Source organism: Enterococcus sp. AZ171, assembly GCF_051714005.1.
GTDB lineage: Bacteria > Bacillota > Bacilli > Lactobacillales > Enterococcaceae > Enterococcus_B > Enterococcus_B pernyi.
This window is the reverse complement of sequence record NZ_JBIORA010000001.1, coordinates 1,286,231-1,301,117: the sequence shown is the minus strand read 5'-3', so window position 1 is coordinate 1,301,117 and position 14,887 is coordinate 1,286,231. Positions and strand designations below refer to the sequence as shown.

General features: G+C 39.2%; 14 protein-coding genes. 5 read left to right on the top strand and 9 right to left on the bottom strand.

Annotated features, from left to right (window positions below; genetic code table 11):
• Positions 1-56: 56 nt before the first annotated feature.
• The 3 genes from addA to IGJ49_RS06320 form a co-directional block, all read right to left on the bottom strand.
• The gene (addA, locus tag IGJ49_RS06330) at positions 57-3,776 is read right to left on the bottom strand and encodes a helicase-exonuclease AddAB subunit AddA (RefSeq protein WP_438722796.1); all 3,720 of its coding nucleotides are present in this window, start codon (positions 3,774-3,776) and stop codon (positions 57-59) included.
• Complete coding sequence (locus IGJ49_RS06325) at positions 3,773-7,303, bottom strand: PD-(D/E)XK nuclease family protein (protein ID WP_438722794.1); 3,531 nt, start codon at positions 7,301-7,303, stop codon at positions 3,773-3,775. The genes addA and IGJ49_RS06325 overlap by 4 nt, the downstream gene beginning before the upstream one ends.
• A 143-nt stretch (positions 7,304-7,446) precedes the next feature.
• Positions 7,447-8,910, bottom strand: coding sequence for a peptide MFS transporter (locus IGJ49_RS06320; RefSeq protein WP_010735601.1), 1,464 nt, complete (start codon positions 8,908-8,910; stop codon positions 7,447-7,449).
• Between the two features lie 372 nt (positions 8,911-9,282).
• Here IGJ49_RS06320 and IGJ49_RS06315 point away from each other — a divergent pair, with 372 nt between their 5' ends.
• On the top strand, positions 9,283-9,879 hold the full coding sequence (locus IGJ49_RS06315; protein WP_438722791.1) for a nitroreductase family protein: 597 nt from the start codon (positions 9,283-9,285) through the stop codon (positions 9,877-9,879).
• A gap of 68 nt (positions 9,880-9,947) precedes the next feature.
• On the opposite strand, the gene IGJ49_RS06310 is transcribed toward IGJ49_RS06315, so the two are convergent.
• Together IGJ49_RS06310 and IGJ49_RS06305 are read right to left on the bottom strand one after the other, a co-directional pair.
• Positions 9,948-10,436 (bottom strand): hypothetical protein, encoded by a 489-nt coding sequence (locus IGJ49_RS06310; RefSeq protein WP_010735603.1) that lies wholly within the window; start codon positions 10,434-10,436, stop codon positions 9,948-9,950.
• Between the two features lie 240 nt (positions 10,437-10,676).
• Positions 10,677-10,874 (bottom strand): hypothetical protein, encoded by a 198-nt coding sequence (locus IGJ49_RS06305; RefSeq protein ID WP_010735604.1) that lies wholly within the window; start codon positions 10,872-10,874, stop codon positions 10,677-10,679.
• Positions 10,875-11,145: 271 nt separating this feature from the next.
• On the opposite strand from IGJ49_RS06305, the gene IGJ49_RS06300 reads away from it, so the two are divergent.
• Positions 11,146-11,895, top strand: coding sequence for a C39 family peptidase (locus IGJ49_RS06300; RefSeq protein ID WP_438722788.1), 750 nt, complete (start codon positions 11,146-11,148; stop codon positions 11,893-11,895).
• A 59-nt stretch (positions 11,896-11,954) separates the two neighbouring features.
• Entirely contained in the window at positions 11,955-12,377 is a 423-nt protein-coding gene (locus IGJ49_RS06295) for a hypothetical protein (RefSeq protein ID WP_066026276.1), read from the top strand.
• Between the two features lie 92 nt (positions 12,378-12,469).
• Here IGJ49_RS06295 and IGJ49_RS06290 read toward each other — a convergent pair whose 3' ends face one another.
• Positions 12,470-12,841 carry a YxeA family protein gene (locus IGJ49_RS06290; RefSeq protein WP_010735607.1) on the bottom strand — a complete coding sequence of 124 codons (372 nt, stop codon included), beginning with the start codon at positions 12,839-12,841 and terminating at the stop codon, positions 12,470-12,472.
• Between the two features lie 159 nt (positions 12,842-13,000).
• Here IGJ49_RS06290 and IGJ49_RS06285 point away from each other — a divergent pair, with 159 nt between their 5' ends.
• Entirely contained in the window at positions 13,001-13,186 is a 186-nt protein-coding gene (locus IGJ49_RS06285; protein ID WP_019724087.1) for a hypothetical protein, read from the top strand.
• Positions 13,187-13,349: 163 nt separating this feature from the next.
• On the opposite strand, the gene IGJ49_RS06280 is transcribed toward IGJ49_RS06285, so the two are convergent.
• Together IGJ49_RS06280 and IGJ49_RS06275 are read right to left on the bottom strand one after the other, a co-directional pair.
• The gene (locus tag IGJ49_RS06280) at positions 13,350-13,538 is read right to left on the bottom strand and encodes a hypothetical protein (protein ID WP_438722786.1); all 189 of its coding nucleotides are present in this window, start codon (positions 13,536-13,538) and stop codon (positions 13,350-13,352) included.
• Positions 13,539-13,560: 22 nt separating this feature from the next.
• On the bottom strand, positions 13,561-13,824 hold the full coding sequence (locus tag IGJ49_RS06275; protein ID WP_010735610.1) for a hypothetical protein: 264 nt from the start codon (positions 13,822-13,824) through the stop codon (positions 13,561-13,563).
• Between the two features lie 170 nt (positions 13,825-13,994).
• Here IGJ49_RS06275 and IGJ49_RS06270 point away from each other — a divergent pair, with 170 nt between their 5' ends.
• Positions 13,995-14,249 carry a hypothetical protein gene (locus IGJ49_RS06270; protein ID WP_010735611.1) on the top strand — a complete coding sequence of 85 codons (255 nt, stop codon included), beginning with the start codon at positions 13,995-13,997 and terminating at the stop codon, positions 14,247-14,249.
• 73 nt (positions 14,250-14,322) lie between these two features.
• Here the strand turns inward: IGJ49_RS06270 and IGJ49_RS06265 are convergent, their stop codons facing one another.
• On the bottom strand, positions 14,323-14,757 hold the full coding sequence (locus tag IGJ49_RS06265) for a universal stress protein (protein WP_023519554.1): 435 nt from the start codon (positions 14,755-14,757) through the stop codon (positions 14,323-14,325).
• Between the last annotated feature and the right edge of the window lie 130 nt (positions 14,758-14,887).

The window sequence follows — 14,887 nt, the reverse complement described above, 5'->3', positions numbered from 1 at the left end:
TCTTTTCATGAGTATAGCATATTACTTACAAAGTGTAAGTCCAGTTTGCTCACTTCTTATTCTTTATTAAGATTTATTATTTTCTTCGCCTGTAACAAAACCAAAAAGACATCTTGAACGGGTTTATTCAACGCTTCACTCAATGCCCGTTGGTATAAGTTCAATTGCCCGCGGTATTTGCTGATGACCTTAGTGATTTCCTCTGGGTTTTCAGGATGTAAAATAAAATCAGTCTTGAAATCATAAAGCTGCACATACTCCCCAAAATCAAGATATCCATCGACGATCCCATGGATCAATAATTCATCGTCTTCATTCGGGTAGTGATCGAATACCTTTTCTGCTTGTAGAAGCATTGAAAATGGTTGTTCGCGTTTCACTTTTTCTGGATGTTCGATCAGTGATCGGCCAAGGGTAGATTCATAAAACCATAAGATGGAATCAATTGGCACACGTTTCGCTACTTGTTCATCGACTAAACGTTTTTTGACGAGGGTCGTCAGTTCTTTTTCGATGCTTTCTTTCGTCAACTGTTCCAATGGTAGGACTTGTAACAGAAAATGTGTTGCTGTCCCAACAGCTGTGGCAGAAACTTTGCGCTCTTTTTGTACAAAGCGTGGTTCAGCTAATTGGTCTTGCGTATACCTGAAAGGCTGAGCAAAGGCTTTTTTATCACTGCTTTCCCAAGTCAAACGTGCCTCTGGAGAGTCGTCTGGATCTTCAAACAACCGTTTGATCTCAGAAACTGATTGATAACTCGTTGTTTGTGCAGAAGCCTCATAAGGATAACTGAAGGCTAAACGTGCTTGTAGTTCAGTCGTTAATGGGGTTAGATCTCCTTTTTGCTCTTCTGCTTGCTCTCCTTTGACTGTCAATGCTTGGCGTTGGGTTAAAATCTCTTGTTGATCCATCCAGGTGATCGTAAAATCTCCCGGTGAATTTTTCAGTTGTGGTAAAGGCATGACTTCTGGAAAATATTCGGTCATTTTAGGATGACGGATCAAGCTGTAACCGATCCAATTCATCAAGCTACTCGAACTTTTCAGGCGAATCACAGGATCTAACACTACATCCGTTTGCTCACTTGCTTCTGACCAGGCTTTGAACGTGTCTTCTTTGCTTTTGTACGAACCAACAATAAACAATTTTTGCTCTGCTCTAGTCAGTCCTACGTATAATTTACGCATTTCTTCGGAAAGCAATTTCTTCTGTTTGGCTAATTTGATGGCTTGATAAGGCAATGTATCAAACAAGACCCGCGTGTCTGGCTCCATGTAGCGCACGCCCGCACCTAGTTTTTCTTCGAAGGCATAACGGTTTTTCAAGTCTTGCAGATTGAATTGCTTCGTCATATCTAATAAGAAAACGATGGGGAACTCTAATCCTTTACTTGCATGGATAGTCATGACACGAACGGCATTGTCACTAGAAGCAATCACTGGTTCCGCCAAGTCTTTGTCTTTCTCCTGCATTTTCTCAATAAATCGTACAAACTGATAGAGACCACGAAACGAGCTTTGTTCATAAGCTTTGGCACGATCCACTAACGCATACAGATTCGCTTGACGTTGTGCACCAGCTGGCAACCCAACGACATATTCTAAATACCCTGTTTGGTAATAGATTTCCCATAATAAGTCCGTGATCGAAGAACGCCGCGCTAACTCTCGCCATTGTTCCAGTTGCTCATTGAAATGAAGCAATTTAGCCGCTAATTCATCTTGGTTATTATTTTGATAAGCTAAGACTGCATCATAGTAAGTATGCGCCTTATCGGCTAATCGGATACGTGCTAACTCTGGTTCGATCAAGCCCACGACTGGTGAACGTAACACTGAAGCTAATGGGATATCCTGATAAGGGTTGTCGATCAATTGGAGCAATGAAATCATGATCCTGATTTCTGTCGCTTGGAAATAATTTTGGGCATCATTGAGTTCCAACGGAATATCAAACGTTTTGAATACTTCTAAAATCGTCAAATTATTTTTCTTCGTTGGTGTCAATAACACGATATCTTTGAATTCGATCGGGCGCTCTTCTTGACTTTTTTTGTCGTAGATCATGAATTTTGAATCGATCAATTCACGGATTTTCAAACCAGTCATCAAGAGTTCCCCTTCTGTTTTGTCTTCCAACATCTCGTCCATCGGCAACTCGCTTTCTGTCGTTTCTTGTTTCTTTTCATAGATCAAGACTTCTGGTGCAAATCGTTCATTTTCTGGAAACCCAGAAAAACCTAGAACTAGCCGAGCCGCTTCATCATAAGCGATTTGTCCAACTGCTGGGTCCATCAGCTGTTCAAAAATCAAATTAGTAAACGCTAAGACTTCTTGCCGTGAACGGAAATTCTCAGCTAAGACGATTCGTCGTCCCCCTTTTTCTTCCGAGAATTTCTCATATTTATTGATAAATAGAGTTGGATCTGCTAAACGGAAGGAGTAGATCGACTGTTTGACATCTCCCACCATAAAGAGATTGCCTCTCTCCTCATCTGGCTCTCTGACCCAATAGAGCAATTCTTCTTGCAATTGATTGACATCTTGGTACTCGTCGACCATGACTTCTTTAAACTTTCTGCGATAATAAACCGATGCTTCGCTTGGTAGCCACTCTTCCTCTGTTTGTTTCGTCAATATTTGTAACGCCAAGTGTTCCAGATCATTGAAATCTAGTACGCCTTTTTCACGTTTGCGCGCACTGAAGCCTTCCATGAAAAGCTTAGTGACTTCGGTCATTTGTTCCACGAGGGGGAACGCTTTTTGACTCAACTCTTCAATTTGTGCAGGTGAAACCGGGAAGTAGTTTTTGCCAATTTGTTGTAAGATTTTTTTGGCACGGTCTCTCAAGGTTTTTACTTCAGCAGAACGCTCGTTCAACTCTGCTTTCCGACTACTTTTGAAGGTCGAAAACGTCAGGTTTTCTAAAGCTTGGTAAGCTTCGTCCAACTCATCACTCAGGAAACGTTCATAGATTTGTTGGATACTCGCTTGTTCTTGTGAGACTTGATCAAACATTTTTTCAAGTCCTTCTTCTTGTGCCAAAACGACCATTTCTTCGTATAGCTGCGTACAATGAAGTAAATCAGCCAAGACGAGCGGTCGGATCTGTTCTTGGTACAATGCAGAAGCTGCTAATCCCTCTTCTAGCCGATATGCTTCTGGTAAACGATTCAACCAAGCCAACGGATCAGGGTTCGCTCTGGCAAAATCATAGAGAGAAAACACGAGGTTAGTCAAACCATCGTCTGAGCGATCATTTGAAAAGTTCATCGTCAGCTGAAAAAAAGCTTCGCGATTTTCTGCATAAAGTTGTTCTCTGATCTCATCCCAGACATCTTCTTTCATCAAGATCGTTTCCGTTTCATCCGTCAACATCCGAAAGACTGGATCGATATCGATCAAATAGTAATATTTACGGATCACCGTTAAACAAAACGCATGGAGTGTCGAGATATTGGCGGTGGGTAGTAAAACGAGCTGTTTCGTAAAATGTTTTTGCCAGACCGGATCACTTTCACTATTCACTGCTTCTTGCAAGGCTACTTGGATCCGTTCCTTCATTTCTCTTGCTGCCGCTTCTGTAAACGTCACGATCAGCAACTCGTCGATATTGACACCCATTTTTAACTTTTCGATCACTCGGCGGACTAACACAGTCGTCTTACCTGAGCCAGCGGAAGCCGAAACAAGTAGGTTGTCGCCTTGGTCAAAAATCGCTTGCCATTGTTCATCGGTAAAACGTTCATTTTCCGGTTTTAAAGGAATTGATGTCACTCGTCTTCACTCCTTTTTAGTATTCTGCGCAATGCTTCATCTTTATCCAGTTTTTCTAAACGATGATAATTATTTTCTTTGAGCATGACATCAAACGTACAAATACTTCTGAACGGACAATGCTCACAAGCAATCCGTTGTTTGTCTTTGTAAGCGGGATTCAGTTTGATCTCCCCTGAGGTGATCGCTTCCCCAGCTAAACGCATATTCTCACGATTATGGTTCATGAATAATTGAAGTTCTTCTTCTGTATAGAATTTCTCTTTACTATAACTGCCCTTTTGCAACTCGTCTTTGGCGTTTTTCTTCACCGGATAGATCAACGAACTTTCTTTTGCTTCCAATGAATGATCGAGCACTTCTAACAGACCAGGATCATCGACAAAAACACCGTCATAGCTGAATTTCTTCAAGGTATTCTTCTCGACGTCTGTCGTATCCGTCAAGACTGGATTATGCACATGCAAGTAATAAGAGCCTGCTGGTTTGACTGCAGCTTTCCCAGTCAATCGTACAGCATCCATCAATGCCACATCAAGATATGTCAATAGTTGCATCGCCATGCCGTAGTAAGCTTCAGTCACATCAAACGAACGACCACTTGATTTATAATCGACTACACTTAACCATGTATCACTTTGTTCAGTTGCCACATCGATGCGATCGATTTTTCCGCGAACGTGGAGTTTTCCGCCTTTGTCTAAAGGTATTTCCAAACCTGGTATCCCTCGTGCACCAGCGATCTGACCAAATAAAATCTCGGTCTGTAATGGCTTCATGCCCGTATTCTTGCTTTGTTTTTGTAACGCCCAAGCCACTTTTTGGATCGTTTGCCCTAATTGGTAACGAATATAGTTCATGCGGGCAGAGCTATCTAAAATCTCAAAGCGTAATTCACCAAATACTTCTTGTAAGACTTTTTCAGTAAATTCTTGTCGTTCCTTCTCCGACATCGCCACAAGTGACAGTTGATTCGAGAACAGCAATTTGAAGAAGCGATCCAATGATTCATGATAAAAGTCTCCAGTGGCAGCTGGTGTCAGTCCATAGATATTACGTTCTTTCAGCTTCAAACCAAACTGGACAAAGTATTTATATTCACAGTTATAAAAGTTTTCCATGCGTGAGATCGACGTATAGATTTCTTTGCCATAAAGAGCTTCTGCCATTTCTTCTGATAAGGAAACTGGTACATTTAGATGATCTTGACTTTCAAAAATCGTCAATGCAAAATTTCGTTGATCCGAACGCAGAACTAACTCTTTTAGTTGTTGCCAATAAAGTGGTACTGCTTGTTTGGCTTCTTTCGCTAAACGATAGACCCGATTGATCGTATTGATCCCACTACGGTAAGTGCCAACGTAACAATCTGGCTTACTCGTCAATTGCAACTGGCATTTTGGCTCGACTGGAACACCTAGATAGTCAACGACTCGTTTCAAATACGGAGACATTTTTAACCGATTGGTATCATAGCTCTGCGCGTAGCTCAAGTACAAACGTTCCGTTCCCGAAACAAACACTAAATACGCTTGGAAAGGTTCGAAAGACATACTTTCTTTTGCTGGATCGAATAAAAACTGATCCTCGCCTAACCCTTGATTCAACGCTTCACGTTCTTCACTCGATAATAAACCTTTAGTTTCATGGCGATCTGGAAACACTTGGTCATTCAAGCCGACCGCAAATGTTACTTTTGCTTGATTGGCACGTACAAGTTCCAACCGGTTGATCCTCACCTGATCGATTGCTGTAGGGATCTTCCCATAGCTGAGATTTTCTAGACCACTCGTGATGATCTCTTGAAATAATGACCAATCGAATGCTGTTTCTCCGTAGATCAATGAATACTCGTCCAGAAGATCCATCAAAGCACCCCAAGTTTGTTCATGGTTTCTAGCCGCAGCTAACCCGCCACGCGCCACTTCTTGGTCTCGCCAAAAAAGCAATTGTTGTTGTACGCCGCTTTCGATCAAGAAGCGATAAAACAAAGTGACTGCTTCTTGCCCTGTTTGGCATTTTTTGATGTTCTTCAAAAACACCGGCACCATGTCGCGAAAAAGTCTCCTGATCGTATTTGATTGCTCTTCTAGTTGTTTGACGTCTTCTAGCTGTTCTGCTTCAAAATCATAGGCAACAAATTGCCAATCTTTTTCGCGAAGCCAATACTTCCCTTGGTAGTTGTACGCTAGTGCTACGTTTTCCGTGATATCTAAATTCGTGCGGAATTGATTTCTAGTAGCTTCCCAAGTAGCCAGATCGAGCTCTTCATCTGTCCGACCGATCGTCAACTCCGTCTTGAAGAAACGCATGATGTCGTTTAGGCGATATTGATAACGATCCAAAGCAAACAAACTGTTGATCCATTCGATCAATGGATGGTTTTCCATCAGTTGCTCTTCATCCAGATAAAAAGGGATCGCCATCTCTTGGAAAATTGGTCGCAATAAATTGCCATACAGTGTCATATCCTTCGTCAATACTTGGATATCTCGATAGCGAAATCCTTCTTGACTGACCAAACGACGGATCTCCACCGCTAATTGGCGAACTTCTTCCGTTGGATTCTCTGCCTCCCACAGATGTAATGTCTCTTGCGCGCCAAGTTTCACAGGTTGGCTTTTCTGCTGGCTAGATGTTTCTTCCCACATTTGTTGTAATGTTTGAAGTTCGTTTTGGTGTTCTCGATTCGGTGCATAATGATCGGCAGCCACAGGAACATTCAATTCTCTTGCTGCGTTGAGAAGTTGGAAATAGATCTTTCCTGTATTGAAGAACAAGGTCAACGGATCGGGTAGATCAGATTTGTAGGGACGATCCAATAGCAAATCGACCACTAGATGTCCTTTTTCCATCATTTTTTGCAGCAACTGGTATTCTTGGGCATTGATCCGGGCAAAACCACTCACTAAGAACTTGATCTTATGATAATCCTGCGTCGCCATATAATTCGCTAACACCGTCAGCGCATCTTCAGATTGTAGGGCGCGTTGGACTAATTCTTCTTCAAATGCAGAGAAAATCAGTTGTAGATCCTTCATTTTCAATTGTCGGTCTTCTTCTTTTGGAGATTCTCCTGTCACAGAAGTTAACAGATCAACAGGGGAAATTTTTCCGACTTGTAGTTCGCTATATAGCTCTTGTAACTGACGGATAAACCCTTTTTTGCGGATTTCTCCTCGAAATATCGTCAGTTCTTCTTGTTTTTTTTCTAAAATTTGGCGGAGGATCATCGCTGAACCAGATTCGGTCAATTCACTACCTGTCAGCAACGTAGTTTGTTGCAATAAGTACCAAGCCAAACGATAGAAACTGAATACTTGCATGTTGGTTGTGCTAAATGAGCTTTTTCCGCTTTTTTTACGCATCTCAGCAAGTAATTCTTGCTCTTGTTCAAATTTATTATAGTTAGGTACAAGGAAAAATACTTGATTGTCTTCATCTTTGTCAAGCCAAGCGGCGGCTTCATCGATCAGTGCTTTGCGGTGGTTTTTTTGACCATTCCCTAAGATAAATTGTAACGACACCTTATTGCCTCCTTTTCCTGGTTGATATACCTCTTCATTATAACAAAGATAGCTGAACATTTGTTCTATTATCGTTTAAATTTTGGAAATAAAAAAAGCCGGAGCAGGACGACTGTCCTCTCCGACAAATGATGCAGATCCAATCAGTGGATCGACCCCATTAATTTTTTGATTGGCTCTTTGATTGCAAATAAAATCACTGCACCGACGATTGCAACGACGCCGATGATACCAAAGTAGGCAGATTCAGTACCTGGTGTATAGAACCGTGCGATTTGTGCATTGATGGCTTGGGAAGAAGCATCTGCTAAGAACCAGATCGCAATCGTTTGCGATTCGAAGGCTCTAGGCGCCAATTTCGTCGTCACTGATAGGCCGACAGGTGATAAGCAAAGTTCAGCAATCACGATGATGAAAAAGCTACCGATCAGCCAAAGTGGGCTGACTTTTCCAGCTGTTCCATATAACATTCCTGGCAACATCAGTAATAGGTAAGACAATCCGGCAAATAACAACCCTAGAGAGAATTTCACTACAGTTGATGGTTGACGTTTACCTAAACGAGTCCATAAAGTAACGAACACAGGTGTCAAAATAAAGATGAAGATCGGGTTCAATGATTGATACCAACTTGCTTGGATCGGAACACCCATCAAGGTCGATTGTGTTCGTTCACTTGCAAATAGGGCAAGGATCGATGACCCTTGTTCTTGCAATGACCAAAAGATGATTGCTGCTAAGAATAATGGGATATATGCCCATACACGTGGTTTTTCTTCCACTGAAACATCTTTTGAAGTCAACATTTTGATAAAGTAATAGAGTGGTAAAACGATTCCTAAGACACTGATCGTATTAACAAAGAAATCGATCGTCAAATGTCCAGTCAGTTGCGCTCCACCAAAAATAATAGCAAATACGATCAAAGCGATCACAACATTACGGATAAATCCTTTACGTTCGCCTTGTGTCAAAGGATTTGGAGGTGTCATACCCACTCCATCCAATGTCTTACGTCCTTGGATCACATATTGCAATAACCCGAAGAACATACCGATAGCGGCTAATGAGAAACCTAAATGGTAGTTATACTCTTGACCAATCGTACCGACGATCAACGGCGCGAGCAATGCGCCTAAATTGACACCCATATAAAAGATCGAAAATCCTGCATCTCTTCGTAAATCGGTTTTCGTATATAAATGCCCGACCATTCCCGAAACGTTTGGTTTTAAGAAAGCTGTACCGATGATGATCAACGCCATCGAGATAAATAAAGTAGAGACACCAAACGGCAATGCCAAAACAACATGACCGATCATGATGAAGACCCCACCAATAAAGACGGTTTTTTTGGCTCCTAACACACGATCAGAAAACCAGCCGCCTACGATACTCGACATATAAATCAACGAACCATAGATCGACATGATCGACAACGCTGTGGCACGAGGTAAACCAAGGCCTCCATTTGCTACCGTGTCGTACATATAATAGATCAGTAAGGCACGCATACCATAATAACTGAATCGTTCCCACATCTCTGTGAAGAACAATGTAGACAATCCCTTCGGCTGACCGAAGAACCCTTTGTCTTGTTTTTCCATATTCCCATACCCCAATTCTTTTAATTTTCAGAAAATAATACACATATTTACCGAAAATCCGTGTAAAAATATTTATTTAAGAAATATATACTTATTTTCTATAAATACAACAAAAATTTAATGGGAAAACAATAAGAAAAAACATAGGTTATTTTTAATAATTATATAGTCTACTTTATGTCATAAAGCTTAAATGTCGGTATATTCAGTATGTAAACGGTATCGTAACGAATTTTTTATGTAAAAAAACATCTTTTTTCTACTCGTACATTTTGTTAAGCGTTTTGTTTTACTTACTTTTTGTAAGGTGATATACTTCGTTTTGTCATCAAGAAAAAAACGCAGAAAAGCGAATTAAAGGAGAACTAATCTATGACTAAATTTACAAATATCTTAAAAAACCGCCGTTCGATCTATGATCTAGGCCGTAACGTATCACAATCAAATGAAGAATTAACAACATTGATCCAAGAAGCAATCAAAGAAAGCCCTACTGCTTTCAATGCGCAATCAACACGTGCAGTAATCTTATTTGGCGATGCACATGAAAAATTATGGGAAATGACAGAAGAAGCTTTACGTCCACTGACACCTGCTGATGCTTTCCCAAATACTCAAAACAAATTAGCTAGTTTCAAAAAAGGTTATGGTACTGTCTTATTCTTCAAAGACACAGATGTGATCAAAAACTTGCAAGAGCAATTTGCATTATATGCAGATAACTTCCCTGATTGGTCAGAACAATCAAATGGTATTGCTACAGCCAATACTTGGGTGGCATTAAGCGAAGAAGGTTTAGGTGCAAACCTACAACATTACAATCCAGTGATCGATGAAGCTGTCGCAAAAGAATGGTCGATTCCTGCAAACTGGAAATTACGTGCACAATTAGTCTTTGGTTCACCTGAATCTCCAGCTGGCGAAAAAGAATATATGAACGATGCTGATCGTTTCCGCGTGTTTGGCTAATTCTACTAATACAAAAAGACAGCTCCTTCTACTAAAAGAAGGAGCTGTCTTTTTGTCATTTCAATGGATCATTCATCCTCATGCTCGATCATGATATCAAGTTCTGCATCATCATTTAAGTGTTTTGCTAAAAAAGGAATCAATTCTTCTAATGAGACAGAAAATTTCAATAACGGACCACGCCAACCGTTCCGGAAAAAATTCATTTTGACTTCTTTCGAATCTTTTGGTTGGTAAAGAACGACTTTGTTGATTTCAGAATATGGCACTCCACGATGGTCAAAGCTGTTCAAAACTAGCCCATCTGTAGTAAGTCCTCGACTATCTAACAAAAAACTCAATAACACAAGAGAAGCCAAGACGCCTTTCACTAACTCATCAGTGGTTGGTTGACTGACCAATGTATACCATAAAACCAGTAAAGCAAGGAACGGAACAACTAAATAGACCCAGCGATTCCGAACCGTTTTATAAACGATCTCTCGTCGTACAAGCCATAGAAATAAGCACATGACGATGACAAATAAAAAAAGAACTATTGTAAAAAAGGAAACCATCTTATCGATCCACACCTTTATTTTCAACTCTTGAAACTAGAAAATCAAAGGGGTAAATCATATCCCCTCTAACTGAACAAACGGTATTCAAGGAGCAGTACTTCGGTCATAAGCCAAAAAACTCAAAAATGAAATAGGCGTTTTCGTTTTTTCTATCTTATGCCTTAGTGTTCAATGCTCGTTTTATAACCTTAAAAGGACCTGCAACATGATCATTCGATGTTGCATGTCCATATCTTCTTATTCAAATGTATCATATTTAGCTACTACCATGCTAGCTTTTTCTTCTAATAATTCTTGATCTTCTATAGCGCATTGGGCAACTTTGACTACGGCGCAATTCGTCATTTTTGAAACAACTTCTCCAACAACTGATTTGGTAAAACCAATGGGCCTACATGAATATTGTTCTCCTAAATTAATCATTTCTTCCGTCATCAAAATCCTCCTAAACTACTCAAACAGTTTGCCACAGAAAATCATTTCGTTTTATCTGTGTGTTTCGTTAGTGGTGATTTGATCAAACTCTTATTTGATCTACCCGCATTATAGCGTACTGTTTTCGTTTTCACAAATTTTAACAGCTAAACATAATAAAAAAATCGTTTTTTGGACTGTTTTTCCTTGTTTTTTACATTTGATCAGGCAGATTCATGTAGTTTTTTTTAGAAAAACAATTATAATAGAAAGAAGTTTGGGGGAGTCTTTCATGTCAAAACAAAAAAGTAAAAAACGATTACTACTAGGCGGGGCAGTGCTAGTGTTGATTTCAGGCGTCTTTTACTTTACAAATAAACAATTAGAAGATAAAAAATCAATAACGGAGGAAAACATAGAGCAGACAATCAAAACCGAAGAAAAACAAGTACTACTCGACGTACCTCTTGAAAATCAATTCGATGAACCTGCACTAGAGAATGGCTGTGAAGTAACCGCCTTATCGATGTTGTTGCGCTTCTATGGCTACGAAACTACCAAGAATCAATTAGCCGAACAATTAAATTATGTCCCCGTTTTCAATGCTGATGGCACTCATGGCGATCCAAATGAAGGGTTCGTTGGTGAGATTTGGGGCGGTGACTGGGCAATGGGTGTCTATGTTCCACCAATCGCTACGTTAGCCCAAGAAATCCTGCAAACCGCTTATCATACCAAACCGCAAACGGATGCAAGCTTGACTGACATCAAAAATGCACTAAAAGAAGAAAAACCTGTATGGGCTTCTGTCACGATCGATTTTCAAGTGCCGACAGAAAATGATTTCATGACTTGGACGACTGCAAACAGTGAAGTACAAGTCACGCCATTAGTCCATGCCTGTGTTGTAACTGGCTACGATGATCAATCAATCTATGTCAATGATCCTTATGGCATAAAAAATCGTGCGGTACCAATCGATGACTTTGAGCAAGTATTTACTGCCATGGGCGGACAAATGCTTACTTTAGAAAAGAACTAGTATTTCCTAGAAAAATAGCTTATACTCAAGCTAACAACGCATGGAAGGAGCAAGAATCTGTGGAACGATTTATTCATAAAAAGGCGGATCCAAATGAAATCCCAATCATCTTCGTCCGTGATACTGCTGGTAATATCCAAAAAAAAGTGTCAGTCAATGAATGGACGAACCGATACAGCCCTGCTTCCCTCGATTTACTTGAAATCAAACTTTATCGACAAGCATTGGCTTATTATTCTGAGCAAGACTACGAGAAAGCCATTGATTTGTTGAAATTTTTGATCATTCAAACTGGCTATACTCATTTTGAGTACATCGAACGTCTAGCCACCATCTATCGTAAAATCCATGCAGAAGCACTTGAATATCAGTTGCTCTCTTCTGTCTTAGCATCCGCTGAGATCATCGGCTTGCCTGCTGGTTTGATCAAAAAACTGGAACGGCGGATCGATCAATTGAAATTGAGCATGGCGAGAAAATAAAATAAACCTAAGAACGAATGATTAAGTTATTAATCAATTATTCTTAGGCTTATTTTTTAATTCAACATTTAGTTTACATAATAAAAATAAAATCAACCAATTATAGCTAATGCTTCTTTAGGTACCTCTTCTTTGGGAATTTCTTCGTATGTTTCTACATGAGCGCCTTTATTCGTCAATCTCAAGTAACGGTCTTTTTTTAAAACAGATAACCCGTTAAATTCAATCTCGCGTTCGTTGCCATTTGCATCAACTGCCTTTTGGATATATTTTGCTGTCCCAAATGAATTGACTTCATCAGGCTGTTTTGTTTTGACATACACTTCTCCCTTTGTGACTAACGGATTCAATTGGTCTATAACTGCTGGTAATTCTCCAGTAGCGTCTTGGGTATAAAACTTCAAGCCAAATAACGCCAACCCACTAAATACAACGGCACCTACTAATACTTTGATTACTTTCATTTTTCTACCTCCTCTTTACTCTTTGAGTATAGCTTGTAAAAAAATCACATTCATCCGTCTCTAGATCGAGTTTTTTATCGGACTTTAGCACAGAAGTTATTTTTACAAAATTTCATAGATTTTTGCTATTATATTAGGAAAGAAAGGATGTGTTTCATTATGAATAAAGAAGAAATACTTCAGAAAATCAAAGATTTGGTCCAAAGTGGCAATTTCACTGAAGCCAAAACATTTTTCGAAGAGCATAAAGAACAACTAGGTCCTTACAAAGAAAAAGCCCAAGAATTTCTCCAAAATGTCGATTTTCAAGGAATAACGGATAAATTCAAAAATCTATTCAAATAAAATTTATATTTTCATAGGGATGATCGGAGCGAGTCTGTCATGATCTAGAAACAAAAAAATCCTCAACAATCAAGGATTGTCGGGGATTTTTTGTTAGGATTTCTTGTGTTTCAAAAATAAGCGATTGATCTCCAAATCGCCACACTTCTATCAAAACCTACTTTTAATACAATCTTGATGGGTCATAGTGGTACGTCACATTACCATTCAGTTCGGCCTTTCCAACAACAAACTTGCGATTCTCAATTTTTAACCACGCTTCACGAAAAACCATGACTTCCTCACGTTTGACCTCTATTTTTTGGATTTTTCCATCCATCAACTCTTGGATCATTTGTTCATAGGGATTCATCTTTGATTGCCTCCAGCTTATTTCAATATTCAGTGAAGATCGGTGCATGTATTTCTTTCGTATCTAAATCTTTTCGCACGTTCACTTTCGTATAAATCACTTTTTCAACTGGAATACTGTAGTAACTTTCGTCTCCATCATTAAATTGATGGACATCCGTTTTTGATAAAATACCATCGATTTTGTTCATTAACACTCGCGGTTCCACACTATTACTAACAATATAATAGCAAATACGGATATTGTTTACTAAATGTAGATCAACTTCTAATATCACTTGGTCCATGAAATACTACACCCTTTCTTTAAAAGAATTATAACAATAAGTACATCAAGAATCAAAAAAACAACTTTATTTAAAAAACAAGAAATTTTATAACATATCCTCTTGTGCACAAACATACAAAGCGTTATTTTTAATTATAGATTTCTTTTTTCCTTGGAGGCGTATATTATATGGACACTTTGGGACAATTGGTTTTTTATGTTCCTTTTTTTCTAATGACAACTTTAGCAATCTACTACACGAAATGGACGAAGCGTAAATTTTCCGTATTGCTGACACTTTTACCAGTCGCTTATTTTTCCCACAAAATATTTTCCCTTCGGCATTGGGAACCCACCCCAAAACTACTTTCACATGAATTAGGGTTGATTATTTCATTAACGATATTGATCTTATGGATTTATTACCTTTACAAACATCCTTAGTTAGCAGTACTACTCTTCACGAACAAAAAAGCCACGTTGGAAATCAGCAACGTAGCTTATCAGGAATCGGCATCTATTTAACGACCAACACATTACAAGGTGCATGAGTCACCACATAAGAAGCTGTCGACCCTACTAACGCTTGTTGGATCGAGCCTTTACCTGTTGCCCCCATCACGATAAGATCAATTGACTCTTGTTTTGGTAAGACAGTGGCGATCAATGTTCTTGGATCACCGGTCTCCACAATTGCATGAATTGTTTCAATCCCGAATTCTTTGGCATCATTGATTCTCTTCAATAGTTCCACTTCTGTTTTTTGTTTTTCTTCTGCATAGATTTTTGAGAACGCATAGGCACTATGTGTCAAATCGATTTTATTGATAATTGAAACGATCAATAATTCTGCTTGGTTATCTCTCGCTAATTCTAAAGCCTCGCCAAATGCTTTCTCTGCTTTTTCCGAACCATCAATCGCTACCATTATTTTTTTATACATATTCGTCATCCATCCCATCTCCTTGTTTCTTTTATTCTATCACTTCGTATAAATTTTATAAAAAATTCACTTTTTTCTCGGCTTTTCAAACTAAAATTGAGCATTTTCTATTTTTTTATTTTGAATCTTTCTAATAAAA

What these genes read in the sequence shown, in the direction of transcription:
- IGJ49_RS06275 (WP_010735610.1), bottom strand. Translation starts at nt 13,824, where the DNA reads ATGGACCAAGTGATATTAGAAGTTGATCTACATTTAGTAAACAATATC.
- IGJ49_RS06305 (WP_010735604.1), bottom strand. Translation starts at nt 10,874, where the DNA reads ATGACGGAAGAAATGATTAATTTAGGAGAACAATATTCATGTAGGCCC.
- IGJ49_RS06270 (WP_010735611.1), top strand. Translation starts at nt 13,995, where the DNA reads ATGGACACTTTGGGACAATTGGTTTTTTATGTTCCTTTTTTTCTAATG.
- IGJ49_RS06280 (WP_438722786.1), bottom strand. Translation starts at nt 13,538, where the DNA reads ATGAATCCCTATGAACAAATGATCCAAGAGTTGATGGATGGAAAAATC.
- IGJ49_RS06290 (WP_010735607.1), bottom strand. Translation starts at nt 12,841, where the DNA reads ATGAAAGTAATCAAAGTATTAGTAGGTGCCGTTGTATTTAGTGGGTTG.
- IGJ49_RS06310 (WP_010735603.1), bottom strand. Translation starts at nt 10,436, where the DNA reads ATGGTTTCCTTTTTTACAATAGTTCTTTTTTTATTTGTCATCGTCATG.
- IGJ49_RS06300 (WP_438722788.1), top strand. Translation starts at nt 11,146, where the DNA reads ATGTCAAAACAAAAAAGTAAAAAACGATTACTACTAGGCGGGGCAGTG.
- IGJ49_RS06285 (WP_019724087.1), top strand. Translation starts at nt 13,001, where the DNA reads ATGAATAAAGAAGAAATACTTCAGAAAATCAAAGATTTGGTCCAAAGT.
- IGJ49_RS06315 (WP_438722791.1), top strand. Translation starts at nt 9,283, where the DNA reads ATGACTAAATTTACAAATATCTTAAAAAACCGCCGTTCGATCTATGAT.
- IGJ49_RS06265 (WP_023519554.1), bottom strand. Translation starts at nt 14,757, where the DNA reads ATGACGAATATGTATAAAAAAATAATGGTAGCGATTGATGGTTCGGAA.
- IGJ49_RS06320 (WP_010735601.1), bottom strand. Translation starts at nt 8,910, where the DNA reads ATGGAAAAACAAGACAAAGGGTTCTTCGGTCAGCCGAAGGGATTGTCT.